The sequence below is a fragment of the Embleya scabrispora DSM 41855 genome (genome assembly GCF_000372745.1).
Lineage (GTDB): Bacteria > Actinomycetota > Actinomycetes > Streptomycetales > Streptomycetaceae > Embleya > Embleya scabrispora.
On sequence record NZ_KB889673.1, the window covers coordinates 42,544 to 63,781 of the forward strand.

At 70.2% G+C, this 21,238-nt stretch carries 17 protein-coding genes; 12 read left to right on the forward strand and 5 right to left on the reverse strand.

Annotated features, from left to right (window positions below; translation table 11 throughout):
- Window positions 1-5: 5 nt before the first annotated feature.
- From A3IC_RS0124485 to A3IC_RS0124540, 12 genes are all read left to right on the forward strand, one after another.
- The gene (locus tag A3IC_RS0124485; RefSeq protein ID WP_026218682.1) at window positions 6-1,637 is read left to right on the forward strand and encodes an ABC transporter substrate-binding protein; all 1,632 of its coding nucleotides are present in this window, start codon (window positions 6-8) and stop codon (window positions 1,635-1,637) included.
- The gene (locus tag A3IC_RS0124490) at window positions 1,621-2,574 is read left to right on the forward strand and encodes an ABC transporter permease (RefSeq protein WP_020552697.1); all 954 of its coding nucleotides are present in this window, start codon (window positions 1,621-1,623) and stop codon (window positions 2,572-2,574) included. The genes A3IC_RS0124485 and A3IC_RS0124490 overlap by 17 nt, the downstream gene beginning before the upstream one ends.
- Complete coding sequence (locus tag A3IC_RS0124495; RefSeq protein WP_020552698.1) at window positions 2,571-3,392, forward strand: ABC transporter permease; 822 nt, start codon at window positions 2,571-2,573, stop codon at window positions 3,390-3,392. Before A3IC_RS0124490 ends, A3IC_RS0124495 begins: the two co-directional genes overlap by 4 nt.
- Complete coding sequence (locus tag A3IC_RS0124500) at window positions 3,380-4,336, forward strand: ABC transporter ATP-binding protein (protein ID WP_020552699.1); 957 nt, start codon at window positions 3,380-3,382, stop codon at window positions 4,334-4,336. The genes A3IC_RS0124495 and A3IC_RS0124500 overlap by 13 nt, the downstream gene beginning before the upstream one ends.
- Entirely contained in the window at window positions 4,333-5,130 is a 798-nt protein-coding gene (locus A3IC_RS0124505) for an ABC transporter ATP-binding protein (protein ID WP_020552700.1), read from the forward strand. Before A3IC_RS0124500 ends, A3IC_RS0124505 begins: the two co-directional genes overlap by 4 nt.
- Entirely contained in the window at window positions 5,127-8,399 is a 3,273-nt protein-coding gene (locus tag A3IC_RS0124510; RefSeq protein WP_026218683.1) for a molybdopterin cofactor-binding domain-containing protein, read from the forward strand. The genes A3IC_RS0124505 and A3IC_RS0124510 overlap by 4 nt, the downstream gene beginning before the upstream one ends.
- Window positions 8,390-8,788, forward strand: coding sequence for a (2Fe-2S)-binding protein (locus A3IC_RS0124515; RefSeq protein ID WP_020552702.1), 399 nt, complete (start codon window positions 8,390-8,392; stop codon window positions 8,786-8,788). Before A3IC_RS0124510 ends, A3IC_RS0124515 begins: the two co-directional genes overlap by 10 nt.
- The gene (gene ureA / locus A3IC_RS0124520; protein ID WP_020552703.1) at window positions 8,779-9,450 is read left to right on the forward strand and encodes an urease subunit gamma; all 672 of its coding nucleotides are present in this window, start codon (window positions 8,779-8,781) and stop codon (window positions 9,448-9,450) included. Before A3IC_RS0124515 ends, ureA begins: the two co-directional genes overlap by 10 nt.
- On the forward strand, window positions 9,447-11,078 hold the full coding sequence (locus tag A3IC_RS0124525) for an urease subunit alpha (RefSeq protein WP_020552704.1): 1,632 nt from the start codon (window positions 9,447-9,449) through the stop codon (window positions 11,076-11,078). Before ureA ends, A3IC_RS0124525 begins: the two co-directional genes overlap by 4 nt.
- 8 nt (window positions 11,079-11,086) lie before the next feature.
- A complete protein-coding gene (locus A3IC_RS0124530) occupies window positions 11,087-11,839 on the forward strand; it encodes an SDR family oxidoreductase (RefSeq protein ID WP_040877148.1) in 753 nt (250 codons plus the stop codon).
- A gap of 206 nt (window positions 11,840-12,045) precedes the next feature.
- Entirely contained in the window at window positions 12,046-13,551 is a 1,506-nt protein-coding gene (locus A3IC_RS0124535; RefSeq protein WP_020552706.1) for a carboxyl transferase domain-containing protein, read from the forward strand.
- A 49-nt stretch (window positions 13,552-13,600) separates the two neighbouring features.
- A complete protein-coding gene (locus A3IC_RS0124540; RefSeq protein WP_020552707.1) occupies window positions 13,601-14,668 on the forward strand; it encodes an XdhC family protein in 1,068 nt (355 codons plus the stop codon).
- 158 nt (window positions 14,669-14,826) lie between these two features.
- On the opposite strand, the gene A3IC_RS0124545 is transcribed toward A3IC_RS0124540, so the two are convergent.
- The 5 genes from A3IC_RS0124545 to A3IC_RS0124565 all read right to left on the reverse strand — a co-directional run bounded on the left by A3IC_RS0124545 (window position 14,827) and on the right by A3IC_RS0124565 (window position 21,177).
- The gene (locus tag A3IC_RS0124545) at window positions 14,827-15,780 is read right to left on the reverse strand and encodes an SDR family NAD(P)-dependent oxidoreductase (protein ID WP_020552708.1); all 954 of its coding nucleotides are present in this window, start codon (window positions 15,778-15,780) and stop codon (window positions 14,827-14,829) included.
- Window positions 15,781-15,858: 78 nt separating this feature from the next.
- Window positions 15,859-16,614 (reverse strand): SDR family NAD(P)-dependent oxidoreductase, encoded by a 756-nt coding sequence (locus A3IC_RS0124550; RefSeq protein WP_020552709.1) that lies wholly within the window; start codon window positions 16,612-16,614, stop codon window positions 15,859-15,861.
- Window positions 16,611-17,126, reverse strand: coding sequence for a MarR family winged helix-turn-helix transcriptional regulator (locus A3IC_RS62615; RefSeq protein ID WP_079026650.1), 516 nt, complete (start codon window positions 17,124-17,126; stop codon window positions 16,611-16,613). The genes A3IC_RS0124550 and A3IC_RS62615 overlap by 4 nt, the downstream gene beginning before the upstream one ends.
- Window positions 17,127-17,446: 320 nt before the next feature.
- Window positions 17,447-18,472 carry an SGNH/GDSL hydrolase family protein gene (locus tag A3IC_RS0124560; protein ID WP_079026651.1) on the reverse strand — a complete coding sequence of 342 codons (1,026 nt, stop codon included), beginning with the start codon at window positions 18,470-18,472 and terminating at the stop codon, window positions 17,447-17,449.
- Window positions 18,473-18,714: 242 nt separating this feature from the next.
- Window positions 18,715-21,177 carry a beta-glucosidase family protein gene (locus A3IC_RS0124565; RefSeq protein ID WP_020552712.1) on the reverse strand — a complete coding sequence of 821 codons (2,463 nt, stop codon included), beginning with the start codon at window positions 21,175-21,177 and terminating at the stop codon, window positions 18,715-18,717.
- Window positions 21,178-21,238: the final 61 nt, after the last annotated feature.

Consider the following 21,238-nt stretch of genomic DNA (forward strand, 5'->3'; position numbering starts at 1 on the left):
ATCAGATGAGACGTGTCCCCACGTATGCGGCACTCGTGGCCGCCTGCATGATCGTCACCGCCGGATGTTCCGGCAACGCCACGAACAACTCGGGAACCGGCGGTTCGGGTTCCGACAACAACGCCGTCCTGACCCCCAAGCCCTCGGGCGACGTGGACAAGGTCGTCTGGAACCTCCCCTACGGCGAACCTTCGTCGGTCGACTGGACCAAGGCGTACAGCTATTCGGAGAACACGGTCGGGGCCAACCTGTGCGAGGGCCTCTACCGCCTGACGCCCGACTTCAAGGTCGTTCCCGCGCTCGCGGAGTCCACGAGCAACCCCGACCCGACGACGTACGTGTACAAGATCCGACAGGGCGTCACTTTCTGGGACGGCTCCCCGCTGACCGCCGACGACGTGGTCTACAGCCTGAATCGACACCTGGACCCCGCGGTGTCCTCCCTGTGGGGGACGTACTACGACAAGGTCGAGTCGATCGCCAAGACCGCTCCCGACCAGGTCACGGTGAAGCTCAAAGAGCCCGATGTGATGTTCGATCGATGGTTGGCGACCCCGGCGGGAACGATCGGCAGAGCCGACTTCATCAAGGCGGCCGGCGAGAAATTCGGCACCGCCGACGGCGGCCTGATGTGCACCGGACCGTTCAAGCTCCAGTCGTGGGTCGGCGGCAAGTCCATCACCATGACTCGCAATGACGCGTACTGGGACCAGGCGCACCGGGCCAAGGCCAAGACCTTCGAGTTCTCCTTCGTCGTCGACGAGGCCGCCGCCACCAACGCGCTCCAGGCCGGCGAGATCGACGGTACCTACGACGTGCCGCTGTCCGGCCTCCCGCAACTGCGCACCGGCGGCGCGGGATCGTTGTGGTACGGCAAGACGCAGGCAACTCTGTCACTCCTCCCCACCGAGAAGAAGTCACCGCTCCAGGACCCGAAGATCCGGCAGGCCCTGCGCCTGGCGATCGACTACAAGGGCATCGTCCAGCAGATCTACAAGGGCACCGCCTCCCCGCTGCGCGCCTACGTCGGTCCGGGCACCTGGGGATACGCCCCCGACGTGTACACCGCCGCGTACAAGGCGCTGACCGAGCCGCACACCGACCTCGACGCCGCTCGGAAGCTCGTCCAGGATGCCGGTGCACCCAAGGACGAGATTGTCATCGCGGCGGTCTCCGACTTCCCGCTTTACGCCCAGTTGGCGACTGTCGTCCAGGACGCGGGCAAGAAGATCGGGCTCAACGTCCGACTCCAGGGTTTCCCGACGTCGACGTACACCACGTTCTTCTTCGAGAAGGACGCGCGCAACCAGGTCGACGCCTTCTTCACCACCAACTACACCGACATTCCCGAGCCGTTGCAGATGTATCGCGGCTTCCGGCCCGGCGACTTCTACAACTACGACGGCTACGACAACCCCGAGGTCACCAAGAAGCTGGACGAGGCCCTGCGGACCACCGACGACACCGCCCGAGCCAGGCTGGTGACCGAGGCTCAGGCGCGGATCACCACCGACTCGGCCGTCCTGCCGATCGTCGAACCCGCCAACCGCCTCTTCATGAGCAAGCGGATCACCGGGGCTCCCGCATCGTTCGTGTACCTCTACTACCCGTGGGCAGCCGATGTCGGAGCTCGGTAAATTCCTGATCCGCAAGCTGTTCGGGCTTGTGGCGACACTGCTGGCGGCGAGCTTCGTGGTGTTCGGCGCCACGGCGCTCGCGCCCGGAGACCCGATCGCCGTCCTCACCGGAGGGCGGTCGGTCGACCCGGAGACCATTGCCTCACTCCGGGCGCACTACCACCTGGACGACCCGTTCCTCAGCAGGTACTGGCAGTGGTTGACCGGCATTCTGCACGGCGATCTCGGGCAGTCGATCATCGCTCGGCGCGACGTCTCCGACCTGCTCGCCTCCCGGACGGAGACGACGGTGCTGCTCGTGGTCTACGCCGCCGTACTCATCCTCGCCGCCGGGATCACCCTGGGCATCGTCGCGGCCCTGCGCAAGGGTGCGGTCGACAACGTGATCATGCTGGGCACGACAGCCGGCATGGCCATCCCCAGCTTTCTCACCGCGATCGTGCTGATCGTCGTCTTCGCGACCGGGCTCGGCTGGTTCCCCGTGTTCGGGCCGGGCGACGGATTCACGGACCGACTGTGGCACCTGACCCTGCCCGCGATCGCGCTCGCGGTGTCCTCCACCGCGCTGGTCGCCCGGCTGACCCGCGCGGCGATCCGCGAGGAGTTGGGCAAGGAGCATGTGGAGACGGCGATCAGCCGGGGCATTCCGCGCCGGCTCGTCGTGCGCCGGCACGTGCTGCGCAACGCCATGGTCCCGATCACGACGGTCTCCGGCCTGACCGTGGCCGGCCTCGTCGTCGGCTCACTGGTGGTGGAACGCGCCTTCAGCCTCAACGGAATCGGCGCCTTCCTGATCGACTCGGTCACCAAGTCCGACTACCCCGTGGTCCAGGCGATCGTCCTGCTGCTCGTGGCGACCTTCGTCGTCCTCAACACCCTCGTCGACGTGCTCTACAGGCTCATCGACTCCCGGATCGAACCAGGGGGCCGCGGATGACCGCGATCGCACTACCCCGGACGGCAGCCGGACGCACCGGAATCGTGGCGCTGGGCGTCGTCCTGCTCCTCGCCCTGGTCGGGCTGCTCGCGCCATGGCTGGCCCCGCACGACCCGAACGAGATCAACCTGATGGACGCGTTCCAGGGAAACTCGGCCACGCATCCGCTCGGTACCGACGCCTCGGGCCGCGACCTCCTGTCCCGTCTCATATGGGGAGCCCGGTCGAGCCTGGCCGGACCGCTCCTGGTCGTCGTGCTGGCCACCGTGCTCGGCGTCGCGATCGCGGTGGCGTCGGCCTGGCGAGGCGGCTGGCTGGACGCGGTGGTCTCCCGCTGCGTCGACGTACTGTTCGCGTTCCCCGGCGTACTGCTGGCGATCCTGGTCGTCGCGCTGTTCGGCGCCGGCCTGACCGTCGCCGTCGTCGCGCTCGCGATCTCCTACGTGCCGTACATCGCCCGACTCGTGCGCAGCGCGGCGCTGCGGGAGCAGGCCCAGCCGTACATCACGGCCCTGACGATCCAGGGAGTCGGCGGGTTCGCCATCTGCCGGCGCCACCTGATCCCCAACCTGCTGCCGCTGATCCTCGCGCAGTCCACGCTGACCTTCGGGTACGCGATGGTCGACCTGGCCGCGATCTCCTTCCTCGGTCTGGGCGTACAGCCGCCGACCGCGGACTGGGGCGTGATGGTGTCCTCCGGTCAGCCGTCCATCCTCCAAGGCTTCCCCCAGGAGTCGCTGTACGCCGGCGCGCTGATCGTGGTCGTGGTGGCCGCCTTCAACCTGCTCGGCGACCGCCTGGACGAATGGACGCGATGATGCTGGAGATCAAGAATCTGCGGGTGCGCCTGCGGGTCGAGGGCGAACCTCGGACCGTCATCCACGACACGTCGTTCACGATCGGCGCCGGCGAGGCATTCGGTCTGATCGGCGAGTCCGGGTCGGGCAAGTCGATGACGGCGCGGGCGGTGGCCCGGCTGCTGCCGGAGGGCGCCGAGTGCACCGGGGAGATCGCCTTCGCCGGGAAGCCGGTGCTCGCTCTGAAACCGGACGAACTGCGCCGCTATCGGGTCGACGACGTCGCGATGATCTTCCAGGACCCCCGAGCGTCCATCAATCCGGTACGGACCGTGGGCGACTTCCTCACCGAGGCCGCCCGCACCAACTTCGGCATGCGCAGGCGCGAGGCCGAGGACAAGGCCGTGGCGCTGCTCGCGGAGGTGGGCATCGCCGACGGCGGTCGACGACTCAAGCAACACCCGCACCAGTTGTCCGGCGGCCTGCTGCAACGCGTCATGATCGCGTCGGCACTGATGGGTGATCCGAAGCTGTTGCTGGCCGACGAACCCACCACCGCCCTCGACGTGACGACCCAGTCCGAGGTGATGGGCATCCTCAATCGACTGCGTGCCGAGCACGGTGTGGCGATGTTGTTCATCACCCACGACCTGGAGCTCGCGGGCGCGGTCTGCGACCGGATCGGCGTGATGTACGCCGGGTCGATCGTCGAGACGTTGTCCTCGGACGCGCTGCACGAGGCCGCACGTCACCCGTACACCCAGGGCCTGTTGACCTCGCGGCCCAGTCTGACCGCGACCACGCGGCGGCTGCCGGTGATCCCGGGCAAGCCGCTGTCCGCGTTCGAGGCGCCGGGCGGGTGCGCGTTCGCTCCGCGCTGCGCCCACGTAATCGCGCAGTGTCGGGAGAGCGGGCCCGAGTTCGTCGATGGCGTGCGATGCCATCGGGTGGGAGAGTTGTCATGACACCGATTCTCGAAGCGCAGGGCCTGCGCAAGACGTTCGGCGGGAACGTCGCCGTCGCGGACGTCTCGTTCGCCTTGGCCCGCGGCGGCTCGCTGGGCATCGTCGGCGAGTCCGGCTCCGGAAAGACCACGACGGCGCGCATGCTGGTCGGACTGGAGGTACCCACCCAGGGGCGGATCCTCTTCGACGGAGAGCCGCTGGAGCGAGCACGTTCCACCGCGCGGCGGCGAGAGCGGGCCCGCGGGATCCAGATGGTGTTCCAAGACCCGTACAGCTCACTCGATCGGCGTCAGACCATCGCGTCCTGCCTGGACGAGGTCCTCAGGGTGCACTTCCCGATGTCGGCGGAGCAGCGGGCCGCCCGGGTGAGCGAACTCGCCGACCTGGTGGGCCTGGACGACCGCATGCTCCGGGGTCGCCCCGGTGCGCTGTCGGGCGGGCAACGACAGCGCGTGGCCATCGCGCGAGCCTTGGCCGCCGAGCCGGAGGTACTCATCCTCGACGAGGCCGTCGCGGCTCTCGACGTCTCCATCCAGGCCCAGGTGCTGAACCTGCTCGCCGACATCCGCGAACGCACGTCCATCAGCTACATCCTCATTTCGCACGACCTGGCGGTCGTCCGCCAGATCACCGAGGAGGCCGTCGTCATGTACCAGGGTGCCGTTGTGGAAAGCGGCCCGACGGCCAAGATCCTCGACGAGCCGCAGCACGAATACACGCGGCGGCTGCGCGCCAGTGTCCCGGGACCGGGCTGGGTGCCGGGCAAGGCCCTCGCATCGGGAGGCGCCGCGTGATCGGGCACCCCGTACCACCGGTGGACTGGCAGGCTCGTACCGGCGGCAGTGCGATCTACGCGGGAGACCTCGCGCTGCCCGGCATGCTGATCGGCGGCGTGCTGCGCAGTCCGCACCCGCACGCCCGGATCACGTCGATCGACGTCTCGGCGGCCGTCGCGCTGTCGGGCGTGGCGTGCGTGCTGACCGCCGACGACCTGCCGGACCGCCGCTACCTGGACTACGGCGGACCGTACGCGGACCGGTACCCGTTGGCCCGGGACGTCGTGCGACACGTGGGCGAGCCCGTCGCGATCGTCGCGGCCCAGACGCGCGAACAGGTGGACCGGGCACTGGCCTTGATCAAGGTCGGGTACCGGCGGCTGCGGGCGGCGCCGACGGTGGCCGACGCGCTCGCCTCCGGCGCGCCGTCGATCCACCCGGGCGGCAACCTCGCCTCCGAGACCCGGCAGAGCCACGGCGACATCACCGCCGGCCGTCGCGCGGCCGTGCATGTCGTCAAGGGCCGATACGTCTCGCCGAAACAGGCCCACGCGATCATGGAGCCGCACACCGTCGTCGCGCACTGGACCGGCGAGCGCCTGGAGATGTGGGCGCCGTCCCAGGGCCCGCGTGCCATCCATGCAGACCTGGCGCAGGTGCTCGGACTCGACCCCGAGCAGGTGCACCTCAACGAGGTGGCGGTCGGCGGCGACTTCGGATCGCGCGTCGACATCTCGCACCTGGAGTCGTTGGCCGCGTTCCTGAGCATGAAGACCGGGCGACCCGTGCGCCTGGGCCACGACCGCGAGGACGAGTTCGCCTTCACCAAGTCCCGCCAATCCTGGGACATGGAACTGGAGTTCGGCGCGGATGCCGACGGCGCGGTCACCCACCTGGCCGCGGACTTCGTCAGCGACAACGGCGCCTACAACATGGCCGGGCCCAGCGAGATCTACTACGGGGCAAGCGCGCTCGGGTCCGCGTACCGCGTACGCGGCTACGCGGCGCACGGGCGTTGCGTGTACACCAACAAGCAGCCCCCGTCGTCATTCCGCGGCGCGGGCGGCTACCCGCCGAATTTCGGCCTGGAGATCATCGCCGACGAACTCGCCGACGCGGTGGGCATGGACCCCATCGACTTCCGGATCAAGAACGCGGTCGGCGCGCCCGGTGAGACCGCGGTCACCGGATGGCACGTCAAATCCTCCCGGCTCGTGGACTGCCTGGCGACCGTGCGCCGGGAGATCGATTGGGACGCCAAGCGCGCGCTGGGCGGTTCCGGCCGCGGGGTCGGTGTCGCGGCGACCATCCACGTCACCGGGCTGCGCCGGGAGGGCATGGTCGAGTCCGGTGCCGCCGTGGACATCCTCCGGGACGGCCGGATCCGGCTGCGGACCGGCGCCGGTGACCCCGGGACCGGGCAGAAGACCATGTTGGCCCAGGTCGTCGCCCACGAACTTCGCGTCGGGCTCGACCGGATCGACCTGGTGACCACCGACACGGAGCGCACGCCGCACGACACCGGGGCGGGTGCCTCACGGGGCACGTTCGTGTCGGCGCACGCCGTCGGGAAGGCCGCGCGCACCGCGGCCGAGGCGCTGCGTGACCTGGCCGCCGCCAAGTTCGCGTGCGACCCCGGCGACGTCACCCTCGCCGATGGGCAGGTGACGGGACCGGGGGGAAGCCTGCCCATCGGCGAGCTGGTCGACGTCCTGGAAGGCGAGCTGAGAGTCGAGACCGAGTACATCGGCGACTTCGAGGACGACGACGGCACAGGCGCCGGCGACATCTCCGCCACCTACTCGTTCGCCGCCCACGCGGTCGAGGTCGACGTGGACCGGACCACCGGCGCGGTCAAGGTCGTGAAGGTCGTCGCCGCACACGACTCCGGCCGCATCCTCAACCCGCTGACCGCACGCGGCCAGGTCGAAGGCGGGGTCGTGATCGGGGTCGGCGCCGTGCTCGGCGAGGAACTGATCTTCGAGGGCGGGCGGGTGGTCAACGCCGGCTACGCCGACTACGCGATGCCCAGGGCCGCCGACATCCCCGAGATCAGCGTGCACTTCCTGGGCGCGGATGATCCGGAAGGCCCGTACGGAGCCAAGGGCCTCGCCGAGATCACGCTGCTGCCCACGGGCGCCGCCGTCGTCAACGCGGTCAGCCACGCGCTCGGCACCCGGGTCCGCGAAACACCGATGACGCCCGACCGGATTCTGAAGGCGCTCGGACGAAGCACCCCGGTACGACCGCTGTGGCGCAGGCCCAACCGCTGGTGGGTCGGCGCGATCCGGTGGGCGTACCCCAAGGGCCTGCACGCGGTGCTGAGCCGACTCGGTGCCCGGTGGGGGCGTGCTCCGCGGACCGGTTCGATCGACGCCGTGCACCAGCCGACCACCGTCGCCGAAGCCGCCACGTTGCTGGCCGGCAACAAGCAGGCGAAGGTCATCGCCGGCGGCACGGACCTGCTGGTCGCGCGGAAGCAGCAACTCGTCGCCCCCGAGATCCTGGTCGACCTCACCGGCTGCTCCGGTCTCGCCCGGGTCTCGGACGACGAGGACGGCGGCCTGCATGTCGGGGCGGCCGTCACGCTGGCCGAGCTGGAAGCGGCCGGCACGGTCGGTGCGGCGCTGCGCGACACGGCCCGGCAGATCGCCTCGACGCAGATCCGCAGCATGGCGACCGTGGCGGGCAACCTCTTGCAGGACAAGCGCTGTTGGTTCTACCGGCACGGGTTCGACTGCTACAAGCGCAGCGGACCCGCGTCGCCCTGCTACGCGGTCCTGGGCGACCACCGGTTCTACCACTCGGTCATCGACGGCCACCGCTGCCAGGCGGTGACTCCGTCCGACCTCGCGACCACGTTCACGGCGCTGGACGCCGTGGTGCGTACCCAGATCCGTGACCTGCCCATCGCCGACCTGTACAAGGGCCCGGGCGAGACCGTGATCGACCGGGACGAGATCGTCACCGCGGTCCTGGTGCCGGCCGCGGCGCGGCAGCGTACGACGGTCTTCGCGAAGTCCCGGCTGTGGGACGGCGGATTCGCGACCGTCTCGGCGGCGGTGTCGATTGCCGCGGATCGCTCGCAATGCCGGGTCGTGCTCGGTGGCGTGGCCCCGGTGCCGTATCGCGCCCACGAGGTCGAACGCCTCGTCCTGGCCGGCGCGGTGCCCGAGCACGCGGCCGGCGCGTGGACGCGCGATGCGCACCCGTTGCGCGACAACGCCTGGAAACTCGACGCCGGGACGGGCCTGTTGACCCGTCTCCTGGAGGAAGCATGCGCCTGATGGTCAACGGCACCCCGCACGAGGTAGACGCCTCGCCCGGGGACCGCCTGCTCGACGTGATCCGCGGGCCGCTCGGCCTGACCGGCACCAAGGAGGCCTGCGGCGTCGGGGAATGCGGGGCGTGCACGGTGCTGGTGGACGGCCGAGCCGTCGTGTCCTGCCTGACCCTGGCCGTCCGCGTCTCGGGCGAGGTGACCACGGTCGAGGGCGTGGCCGAGTCCGCCCCGGGGCTGTGCCGCGCGTTCGCCGAAGAAGGCGGGTTCCAGTGCGGGTTCTGCACGCCCGGCCAAGTGGTCGCCGCGTACGGCGGGGCGGACCCGTCCGGCAACATCTGCCGCTGCACCGGCTACGTCGGCATCCTGCGCGCCAGGGAGTCGGCATGCTCCTGAACCCCACGGAACGCGATCGGCTCCTGCTGTTCACCGCCGCCGAACTCGCCCGCGCCCGCCGCGCGCGCGGGCTGCGCCTCAACGTCCCGGAGGCAACGGCGCTCATTGCCGACACCGTGGCGGAAGCCGCCCGCGACGGACTGCGGCTCGCGGAAGCGATCGCGGCGGGCAGGACGCTGCTGGGGCCCGACGACGTGCTGCCCGGTGTCGTGGACGTCGTCTTCGAGGTCCAGGTCGAGGCCGTGTTCGACGACGGAACCCGGCTCGCCGTCGTCACCGATCCGTTCGGCGTCGAGGGCGGATCCTGGGTCGAGGAGGCCGAGCAGGACCCGGTCGTGTACGACGGCGTCGTGTCCGTCTCGGTGACGAACTCCGCGACGGTGCCCATCAGCGTGACGTCGCATTTCCACTTCTTCGAGGTCAACCCGAGGCTGCGGTTCGACCGGGCTGCGGCGTACGGCAGACGCCTGGCGATACCCGCCGGCGCCACCGTCCGCTTCGATCCCGGCACGAGCCGGACGGTCGACCTGGTCCCGATCAGCGGGGAGCGCGTGGTGATCGGCTTCGCCGGCCTCGTGGACGGGCCGCTGGACGCGCCCGGCGCGTTCGAACAGGCCCTGGCGAAGGCACTGGCCTGCGGATACATGGAGGAGGAACAGTGATCCACGGCCCCCGCAAAGGCGACCGCGTCCGGCTGGGCGACTCCGGGCTCGTCGTGGAGGTGGAACACGACTCGCAGCGGCCCGGCGACGAATTCCTCGCGGGCTTCGGCAAGACCGCCCGCGACGGCCTGCACCTGAGGGCCAGGGGTACCTCGTGCGACCTGGTCATCAGCAACGTCCTGATCCTCGACCCGGTGGCCGGGATACGCACCGCCTCGATCGGGATCACCGACGGGCGGATCAGCGCGATCGGCCGCGCCGGCAACCCGGACACCCTCGACGGCGTGGACGTCGTCACCGGGACCGGCACGACGATCATCTCCGGAGAGGGATTGATCGCCACCGCCGGAGCGATCGACACCCACGTCCACCTGATGTCGCCACGGATCATGGAAGCGTCGCTGGCATCCGGCGTCACCACCATCATCGGGCAGGAGTTCGGCCCGGTGTGGGGCGTCGGGGTGAACTCACCCTGGGCTCTGCGGCACGCCTTCAGCGCCTTCGACGCGTGGCCGGTCAACATCGGATTCCTGGCCCGCGGATCCGCCTCCGACCCGGAGTCCCTGGTCCGCGCACTGCGGGAGGGCGGCGCGTGCGGGTTCAAGGTGCACGAGGACATGGGCGCGCACTCGCGCGCCCTGGACACGGCGCTGACCGTCGCCGAGGAATACGACGTCCAGGTGGCCCTGCACACCGACGGCCTCAACGAGAGCCTGTCGGTCGCGGACACCCTGGCCGTTCTCGACGGACGCACGATCCACGCCTTCCACATCGAGGGCTGCGGCGGCGGCCACGTCCCGGACGTGTTGCGCCTGGCCGGCGAGCCCAACGTGATCGGCTCGTCGACCAATCCGACGCTGCCGTTCGGGCGGGACGCGCTCGCCGAGCACTTCGACATGATCGTGTCCTGCCACGGACTCAAAACCGAACTGCCGTCCGACGTGGTCATCGCGCGCGACCGCATCCGGGCCGGGACCATGGGCGCCGAGGACATGCTGCACGAACTCGGCGTCATCCCGATCACGTCGTCGGACGCGCAGGGCATGGGGCGCGCGGGCGAGACCGTGCGCCGCACGCTGCAACTCGCCGCCAAGATGCGCGGCGGCGAGACCGACGGCCACGACAACGACCGGGTACTGCGCTACCTCGCCAAGCTCACCATCAACCCGGCCATCGCGCACGGCCTCGCACACGAGATCGGGTCGATCGAGACGGGGAAACTGGCCGACATCGTGCTGTGGGAGCCCGCCTACTTCGGCGCGAAGCCGCAGCTCATCCTCAAGTCGGGCTTCCCCGCGTACGGCGTCACCGGCGACCCGAACGCGGCCGTGGAGAGCGCCGAACCGCGGGTGCTCGGGCCGCAGTTCGGTGCACACGGTGCCACGCCCGCGGAAATCTCCGTCGCGTTCGTCAATCAGGGGTTCATCGGCTCCGATCTCCTGCCCACGCGGCGGCGAAGGGTTGCGGTGCAAGGAACACGCGGTATCGGACTTCCCGACATGGTGCTGAACCGGCGTACCGGCGCGGTCCGCGTCGAGTCCACCACCGGACGGGTCACCCTGGACGGCATGCGGATCCACAGCGACGCCGTCGACTCGGTCCCCCTCAACCGCCTCTACTTCCTGTGAGTGCAAGCATGAGCAAGCGTGTGGCCTTGGTGACCGGCGGCTCGTCCGGCATCGGCCGGGCGATCGTGGCGGATCTGACCGCCCACGACTACGACACGGTGGTGCTGGATCGGGAGCAGCCGGACGGCGACATCGGCGGGGCCACCTTCGTCCTCGGCGACGTCACCAGCCCGGACGACAACCAGCGCGCCGTCGATACCGCGCTCGACCGGTACGGCGCGCTGCACCTGCTGGTCGGCAACGCCGGGATCCACGACGGCGAGGTGCGGCTGCGCGACCGGTCCGGGGCCGAACTGGCCGCGCTGGCCCGGCGGGTGCTCGACGTGGACGTCGTCGGCTACCTGTTGGCTGCCCGAGCCGCCGCCGAGGCGCTGACCACGTCACGCGGCACGATGGTGTTCACCCTGTCCGACGCGTCGTTCATGGTCGCTCCGGACCTGGGGGCCGGCATCGCCTACACCGCCGCCAAGCATGCCGCCCTCGGCGTGGTGCGGCACCTCGCCGCGGACCTGGCACCACATGTCCGCGTGAACGCCGTTGCTCCCAGCGGCATTGTGACCGGACTGCGGGAGGCGGACGGTGCGGAGCTGTTCGCCGAAAACCCCGACGCCATGCGGGAGGAGATTCGCAGCCAAAATCCCCTGGGCGTGGTCCTCAGCGCGGCTCAACTCGCCCCGCTGTACCGCTTCCTCGCATCGGACGAGGCCTGCGGCATGACGGGCGAAGTCCTGCGCCCCGACGGAGGGCTGTCGGTCCGCTGACTTCCTCGAGGCGCCGTGGAGCCTGCGCTTCGCCGCCGTGACCCCGACGGCGCGCCGTCTGTGGGTCGGCCGCCGGACGCCCCGGAGCCCTCGAATCCGAACCTCGTGATCTACCCGGATCCATCTGAGACGTCCCCGAACAACCCCGAACAACCGCGAACAACCCTGAACCACCCTGAAAGCCCTGAACCAGTCAAGGACCGCACATGCCCAAGCGGCAGACCGCACGCGACCTCATAGCGTCGATACTCGACCCCGACTCCTGGGTGTCCTGGGACACGCCGATCGTCCCCGCCGGGCGGGACGCGGCGTACGACTCCGAACTGACGGAAGCACGTCTCAAGACCGGTGTCGACGGCGCGGTGCTGACCGGCGAGGGTCGCATCCACGGGCGGCGAATCGCCCTGCTGGTCAGCGAGTTCCGCTTCCTGGGAGGGTCCATCGGCGTGCGCGAAGCCGAACGCATCGTCGACGCGCTCGAGCGCGCGACACGTGCGGGGCTCCCCGTTCTGGCCCTACCGGCCTCGGGAGGAACGCGGATGCAGGAGGGGACGCCCGCCTTCGTCCACATGGCCGACATCTGCGCGGCCGTGGTCCGCCACAAGCGCGTCGGCCTGCCGTACCTGGTCCACCTGCGCCACCCCACCACCGGCGGCGTGATGGCCTCGTGGGGCGCACTCGGCCACATCACGACCGCCGAACCCGGCGCCCTCCTCGGCTTCCTCGGCCCCCGCGTCTTCGAAACGCTCACCGGGACCACCTTCCCGGCCGACGTGCAGACCGCGGAGAACCTCTTCGCCCACGGACTGGTCGACGCCGTCGTACCGGCGACCCAACTGGCCGACCTGGTCGCGCGGATCGTCCGCCTCAACGACATCACCCCCGCCTGCCCGCGCCCACCCGGCGATCACCCCGCCCCTGCGGTCGATGCCTGGGACGCGATCCGACGCACCCGGCGGCGCGGACGCCCGGGACTGCGTCAACTCGTCGACCGTGCCGAGGACGTCGTCCCGCTCAACGGCACCGGCCACGGCGAACGCGAACCGTCGATGTACCTCGGGCTCATGCGCTTCGGCAACGCGTCGTGCGTGGTTGTCGGGCACGACCGCACGGCCGAAGCGGAGTCCGGCCCGGCCGGCCCCGCCGGACTCCGCACCGCGCGCCGCGGGATGCACCTGGCCGAGGAACTGGGCCTGCCGCTGCTCACCGTGATCGACACCGCCGGAGCGACCTTGTCGGTTGCGGCGGAAGAAGGCGGCCTCGCCAAGGAGATCGCGGCCTGCCTTGCCGAACTGACCACCCTGCGAACCCCCACGGTGTCCCTCCTCCTCGGCCGAGGCACCGGCGGCGGCGCGCTGGCACTCCTCCCGGCGGACCGCGTCCTCGCCGCACAGAACGCCTGGGTCGCACCGCTCCCTCCCGAAGGAGCCAGCGCCATCGTGCACGGGCACCCGCTGTACGCGGCCGACATGAGCCGCGCCCAGAGGGTCGGTGCGGAACACCTCCTCGCGTCCGGGACGGTCGACCGGATCATCCCCGAGAGCCCCGACGCGTGCGATGCCCCGCACACCTTCATGGCGAACCTCCGCGTGGTCGTGGAGGCAGAACTGTCCGCCGCGGTCCAGGCGGGATACGACACCGAGCGCCGCACCGCCCGTTCTCGCGGCACGGGAGCGACACACGCAGCCGCCGGTGGTCGAGCACCCCGCTGAGCAGGACCGCCGCTGTCGTCGTCCGACATCCGGGAAGGGCCGATGAAACATGCGTCACCTGAGCAGCGAACTCGAAGCGTGGTACCGCACCGGAGCGACTTTCGCGCTCGCCACCGTCGTGTCGACGCTGCGCAGCGCACCTCGCGAAGTCGGTGCTGTCATGGCCGTGTCGTCGGACGGCACAGCCCTCGGCAGCGTGTCCGGCGGCTGCGTCGAGGGCGCGGTCTACGAACTCGCCCGCGAGGTGACCGAGACCGGCCGTGCGCGGACAGCGAGCTACGGCGTGAGCGACGAGGACGCGCTCATGGCCGGACTGACCTGCGGGGGCACGCTCGAGGTGTTCGTCGAACCGGTGGACACCCGGCGCTACCGGGAGTTCCCTGCCGTACTCGCCGCCCTGCGCGACGACGGCGACCCGGTCGCGGTCGCCACCGTCATCGCAAGCCCCGACAGCCGCCGCATCGGCCACCACGTACTCTCCGGCGCCGCAGGCCCGTTGGCCGCCCACGCCGACCGCATGCTCGCCGCCGGCAAGACCGGCGTCGTGGACACAATCGACGGACACGAGACCGTCTTCGTCCGCAGCCACCTGCCGCGCCCCCGCCTGCTGGTCTTCGGCTCGAACGACTACGCCACCGCCGTCGCCGCCGTCGGGTCCTTCACCGGCTACCGGGTCACGGTCTGCGACGCCCGCGCCGTCTTCGCGACGCGGGACCGCTTCCCGCACGTCGACGAACTCGTCGTCGACTGGCCGGACCGCTACCTCGCGCGTACGCACACCGACCGCCGAACCGCCGTCTGTGTCCTGACCCACGACCCCAAATTCGACGTACCCGTGCTCGCCCGCGCCCTGCGCCTGCCGGTCGCCTATATCGGAGCCATGGGCAGCCGCCAGGCACACCGAGACCGCCTCGACCGTCTTCGCCAGGCAGGCGTGACACCCGCGGAGCTCACCCGCCTCCACTCACCCATCGGCCTCGACCTCGGCGCCCGCACCCCGCAGCAGACCGCCATCGCGATCCTCGCCGAAATCATCAGCGCGACCCAAGGAGGCACCGGCGCTCATCTGTCCCACACCACCGGTCGAATCCGCCGAGACGGAGCCACGGCGAGCTGATTTCCGGGGCCGCATCGTGGGCCGAGGACGCACAGCGGAACACGGTTTCCTTATGACGGGCGCGGACAGCTGGCGACATGGAGATCCGCGCGGCGTGTGATTCGGGCGGATATCCTGCGGGGTCATCCCGGGAGGGAACGGGAGGGCGGGAGCCCGGCTTACGTGCCGACGGTAGGGGTGCCCGCGTCGATGCCGAGCATTTTGGCGGAGAGGACCACTTCGTCCATGGCGCTGGTCGCCACGATGTGGTCCTCGGTCGCGAGGATCCGGTCGAAGTTGGCCAGGTATTCGCCCGGCGTCGCGCTGCCGGGATCGGGGGAGAGGTAGCCGGGCGCCACTCCCAGGAAGACTCGCGCGGCGCGCCCCGCGCCCACGGTGAACGTCTCGCCGGTGCACGGGGCGTTCTCGTCCGCGAGCACCGCGACGAACGGCGCGACGTATTCGGCTTTGAAGAAGTGTGCGAGGAGGCCCCGCAGTTCGTCGTCGGGGATCTCGGCGGTCAGCCGGGTGTACGCGGTCGGCATGATCGCGTTGACCTTGATGTCGTGGGCCGCGCCGTCCTGTGCGAGGGCTCGGGTCAGACCGAGGACGCCGGCCTTGGCCGAGATGTAGTGGCTGGTGTGGGGGATGCCCAGGACCGATGTCGACGACGAGTTGACGACGCGTCCGTATCCCTGCGCTCGCATGATCGGCCATGCGGCGCGGATCATCTCGACGGTGCCCCAGTAGTGCACGTCGACCATGCGGCGGAACTCGGCGTCGGGGATGGCGTCGATCTCCCCGCCGCCGGAGATGCCCGCGTTGTTGACGAGGATGTCGACGCGGCCCCAGGTCTCGACCGCGGCGCCGATGACGCCCGCCGCGTCGACGGTGATGTCGCGGGTGTCCGCTTGCGCGGTGCCGCCCGCCGCGCGGATCTCGGCGGCCACCTGCTCGGCCGCGCCCGGGCCGTTCGCCCCGGCCGAGTCGTCGGCCGGCGGTTCGCCGTGGCTGCCGCCGCCGAGGTCGTTGACCAGGACGCGGGCGCCGAGCCGGGCGAGTTCGAGGGCGTAGCCGCGGCCGAGCCCGCCTCCGGCGCCGGTGACCACGGCGACGCGATTCTCGAAGTCCATATCTGACTCTCCCTGTGTCGACGGGCCTGTCGGTGGGTCGGTGGGTCGGTGTGCCGTCGCGCCGAGTGGCGCGGTGGCTCAGTGGACCGTGAGGCCGCCGTCGATGCTGACGATCTGGCCGGTCATGAAGCTGCCCGCGTTGGAGGCGAGCAGCAGGGCGAGACCGGTCATCTCCTCGGGGTCGGCCATGCGCTTGAGCGGGGCCGCTTTGGTCATGCGTTCCTGCATGTCGGGTGTCGTTTTGAGGACCATGTCAGTCTTGACGGTGCCAGGCGCCATCGCGTTGACGCGGATGTTGTGGACGGCGAGTTCGCCGGCCATCGTGCGGGTGAAGGCCACCAGCGCGGACTTGCCCGCCGCGTACAGGCCCTTGCCTTCGGCGCGCGTGAACACGGCGGCGCTCACCACGTTGACGACCGACGCGCGACCACTGGCGATCAGGTGCGGGAGCGCGTACTGGACCAGAAAGACCGGGCCGCGCAGGTTGACCGCGAACGACTTGTCCCAGGCTTCGGGGGTGATGTGCCCGACGGGCTGGGCGAGTTCGTTGGCGGCGTTATTGACGATGATGTCCAGGCGCCCGAAGCGCGCCACGGTGGCATCGACGAGGGCCTCGAGCTGGTCGAGTTCGCCGAGGTGGGTGGCGACGGCCAGGGCCTGCCCGCCGGCCGCCTCGATCTCCTCGGCCACGGCCTTGCAGGCGTCGGCCTTGCGGCTGGCGATCACGACCGCGGCACCGGCGCGGGCGTAGGCATGGGCGATGGCGCGGCCGATGCCGCGGCTGCCGCCGGTCACGATGGCCACGCGGCCGGTGAGGTCGAATCGGTCGGTCACGAGGTCACCTGTTCGTCGGTTGGTCCGGGGTCGGTGCGGGGTGCGGCGTCGAGGCCGGCCCCGGCAGCGGCGTCGCGCCAGCGTGCGGCGAACCGCTCCAGGAGCTCACCCAATTGCTCGCGTTCGGCGGGGTCCCAGTCGCGGACCGCCCAGGCGATGTCGGCGAGCCATGTGTCGCGCACCCGGGCGCGCAGACGCAGGCCGGCCTCGGTGACGCGGAGCAGGCTGGCCCTGCGGTCGGCGGGGTCCGGACCGCGCGCGACCAGCCCGGCGACCTCGAGCGGCCGGACCTGGCGGCTGGCCGTGGACTGGTCGACGCCGAGGCGCACCGCCAGTTCGCTGACGCCGAGGGAGCCTTCGCGTTCGAGGACGGACAGGATCGACAGTCCGGACTGGTGCAACTCGACGCCGGCGACCGCCAGCAGCCGGTTGCGGTAGCCGGGCAGCCGCGTCATGTCGGCCACTTGGCCGACGAATGCTTCGATCCGGCGCACGGCTCGTTCGTCTGACATGGCGTCAGTTTTGCATGCATCAGTACATGGATACAAGGCATTCGGGATGATCGGATCCGACTTGCGGGCTCGGTCGCGGAGGTGCGGAGGGTAAATCGCGCCGGCGGGTGAGTCGCCTGAGGGGCGCGTGGGCGGTGTGCAACATATCCCGGGAATCCGGCTCCGGACGGGAACCGGAAATCCGATACCCGAAATCCGGTGCGCGACAAGTTCCGCGGCCGGAGATCTTCGGCCGAGGAACCCGTGTTCGCCTCCGTGCCGCGACGGTAATTCAAACCGCTTTCATGATGCCGCTTCGAGCGCCGCGGAATTCAGGTCGGCTAGTGGCTCAGTACGGCGAGCACCGCCTTGGCCATGGCGCTTTCACCGACCGCGTTCGGGTGGAAGGGAAGTGCGGGTGAACCCGGTATCAGGCCTTCGACCCACCGTTGGTCGGAGCACACGTCGTGGCCCTTGCTCGGAGTGGCCGTGTCGACGTACGTCGTGCCGTTCGCGGCTGCGGTGGTGGCCAGCATGCCGTTCAATTGGGTGATGATGCCGCGCAGGTACGCGACGTCGCCGATTGCCAGCGGCTGGCGTCCGAAGCACGTCCACTCGTTGTCCGGAAGGACCGACGGGTAGCCGACGAGGACGATCTTCGCCCCCGGCGCCTTGGTGTGGATCGCCTGGAGGGCCGAGGCGAGTCGCGGTGCGGTCGCCGTGATGGCGGCGGCGAGGGTGTCGTTCTCGTACACCCATGACGCTGTGCCGAAGTCGAAGTGCCGGTCGGCGTATTGGTTGTGGCACGGAGCACCGAGCGGGTCCGACCCCGATACCAGGATGCACTTGAGAATGACTTCGACGACACCGAGCGGGGAGTCGCTGAGGTCGTTGCCGCCGATGCCGAGCGTCAGCAGGTCGGTGTCACTGTCGACGGCATCCAGCTGTGGCACCGGGGATACCTGGGATGCCGTCAGATCGAGGACCTTCGCACCCGCGCAGGTCACGTCACTGTAGTCGGCCACGCCGAGCGAGGCCGCGACGACACTTCCGAAGTCGTGGTTCGACCGCAGGCACGCACCGGCGGACACATCCGGTATGCCCGCGCCCGCGGCGTACGAGTCGCCGAGCGCGGTGTACTTCGAATAGGACGGCGCACCCTGCGCGGTGGCCGGCCCGGTCAGGACCGTTGCGGCGAGTAGTGCGGCAGTACCGAGTAGAACGGGGGATCTTTTCAGGATCGTGCGGAGCACAATTCCTCCCGGATGACCTTCATGGGAATCTGTTTGTAGTACCGGCCGGTAAGCTACTGCCGAGTCACCAACATGTCCAGAGATACGGAAAGTAGATCTCCGGTTGATTCCCATGGTTACTGCGGTCCTTTTCCCGCATGCCGATCCGTGTGAATAATTCAATTTACGGGCATGCCGAAATCGATATTGCCGCACTCTGTCGCGCATTCGATCCCCACCGTCGCGGCACGGCCCCCAGGTCCCGTGCCGCGACGGCTGCCGCGACGGCGGCCCCCACGGCATCTACACCGGCGTGCGGTTGCCCGGCTCGCGCACGAGCCCCGGCTCGGTGCCGGTGGCGGTGCACCACCGGAGCATCAGAGGGTGAGTGTGGTAGTGATGTGCGGGTCGGCGGCGTGCCTGCCGATGGCCAGTCGGTAGGTGCCGGGCACCGTGGTCCAGGCGTTCGCCTCGGTGTCCCAGCGCTCGAGGGTCCGCGGTGTGACATGGACGCGGACGGCCTCGGTGGCACCGGCGGGGACGTCCACGGCGGTGAAGCCGATCAGCCGGATTGGTTCGGGTGCGCCGAACAGCGTGCCGTCCGCGGGTTCCAGGTACACCTGCACCACTTCGCGGCCGTCCCGCGTGCCGGCGTTGGTGAGTGTGACGTCGATGGTCAGGCCCTGGTCGGCATCGCCCTCGACCTCGGCGTCGTCGTAGCGCCAGTCGGTGTAGCCGAGCCCGTAGCCGAAGGGATAGGCGGGCTTGGTGCCGTGCCGTGCCCACAGGCGGTAGCCGATGGTGTGGCCTTCGGTGTAGTCGATTCCGCCGTCGACGACCTTCGTCGACAGCAGCGGGACGTGCTCCTCCTCGGCCGGGAACGTCGAGGGCAGCCGGCCGCCGGGTTCGACCTCGCCGGTCAGGACGTCGGCAAGTGACGCACCGCCTTCCTGGCCGGGCAGCCATGCCCACAACACCGCGGCCACCTGGTCGCGCCACGGCATGAGAACCGGTGCACCCGCGTTGACGACGACGATGGTGTTCGGGTTCGCCTCGGCGATCCGGGCCACCAGTTCGTCGGTACGGCCGGGCAGTGCCAGGTTCTTGCGATCGAAGGATTCGGATTCGATGTCATCGGTGGTGCCCACGACGACGATGGCGACATCGGCCGCGGCGGCGTCGGCGATCGCCTCGATGAGTTCCTCGTCGTCGGACAGCTGCGGGGCGCCCCAGCCCATGCCGATCTTGCCGAACAGGGTCTCGACCACACTGTGGAAGACCAGCTCGATGTCGACGGGCACGCCGGCCCGCGCGTCGACTTCCAGGCGCCGCACCGGCGGGCGCAGCAGCATCGCGCCCATGTCGGCGCTCTCGGCGGCCGAATGGATCTCGTGGGACACACCGTCGACCGTGAGCGTGAACGCGCCGGCGCCGACGACGTCGATCAGGTGGGTGCCGTCCACGACCGGGGTGAGTCCGGTGCGCATCGCCACGGCGGTGGTGCCCTCGGCCAAGGTGCCCGGCCAGAAGATCATGGCGGGATCGAGGCGCACGGCGGTGTCCAGCACGGTGCCGTCTGCGGCCCGGTATTCCAGGCCCACGCCCGGCTCGCCGGTGGCCGGGTCCACGACGGCGTCGCGAGGCAGCACGGGCAGGTACCGGTGGGTGAACGCGCCGGACCGTACCGTCAATTCGACGTCGGGACCGAGGGCGGCCCGCAGTCCCTCGGGGACCCCGACGATGTGCTCGGGGTTGACGTGCGCGGAGCCGCCGCCCTGGGCGGACAGGCGTACCGCGTTCGGGCCGATCAACGCGACCCGGCGCAGCGCCGAGGCATCCAGTGGGAGCGCCCGGGCACGGTTCTCCAGCAGCACCATGGCGCGGGCCGCAACCGCGCGGAGCTGCGCCGTGGCGTCCACCGGAGTGCTCGTGTGGCTCCGCGTGACTTCCTCGTCGAGCACACCGACGCGGGCGGCGAGTCGCAGGATGCGCAGCACCTTGTCGTCCAGGACGGCCTCGTCGACCCGGCCGGCACGGACCGCCTCGACGAGCGGTTCGAGCCACTGCGTGGTGGGGCCCGGCATGGCGACGTCGGTGCCTCCGACGGCGGCGGGCTCGGTGGAGCGGACCGCCGTCCAGTCGGAGACCACGACACCGTCGAAGCCCCACTCGTCCTTGAGGACGTCGTTCTGCAACCGGGAGTTCTCGGTCATCGACGCGCCGTTGACCGAGTTGTACGCCGACATCACGAGCCACACCCGGGCCTCGCGTACCGCCGCCTCGAACGGCGCGAGGTAGATCTCGCGCAGCGCGCGCTCGTCCACGCGGCTGTCATAGGACATGCGTTCGTCCTCGGAGTCGTTCGCGACGAAGTGCTTGATCGTCGCGGCGACTCCGGTCGACTGGACGCCCTCGATGAACGCGACGGCGGTCCGCGAGGTGAGCAGCGGGTCCTCGGAGTAGCACTCGAAGTGGCGCCCGCCCAGCGGGGTGCGGTGCATGTTCACGGTCGGTGCCAGCAGGATGTGGACGTCCCTGTCCAGGGCCTGCGTGCCCATCAGGTGGCCCACTCGGCGGGCCGTCTCCGGATCCCAGGTCGCCGCGGTCGCGGTGGGGCAGGGGAATAGCAGCGAGGTCTCGCGCTCGCCCATGTTGACGCCGCGCACTCCCGCCGGGCCGTCGGACATGCGCAGCGCGCGCAGGCCGATCTGCGGCAGTTCGGCCAGCGACCACATGTCGTGGCCGGCGACCAGGCGCACCTTGTCTTCGAGGGTGAGTCGGCCCAGCAGGGCGGTCGGGTCGTGGGCGTCGGCCGGGTCCGGCGGGATGAGGCGGTTCATGTTCGACTCCATGGCTTGCGTGTGTGTGCTTTGCCCGGCTGCCGCGGAACAATCAGCAGAG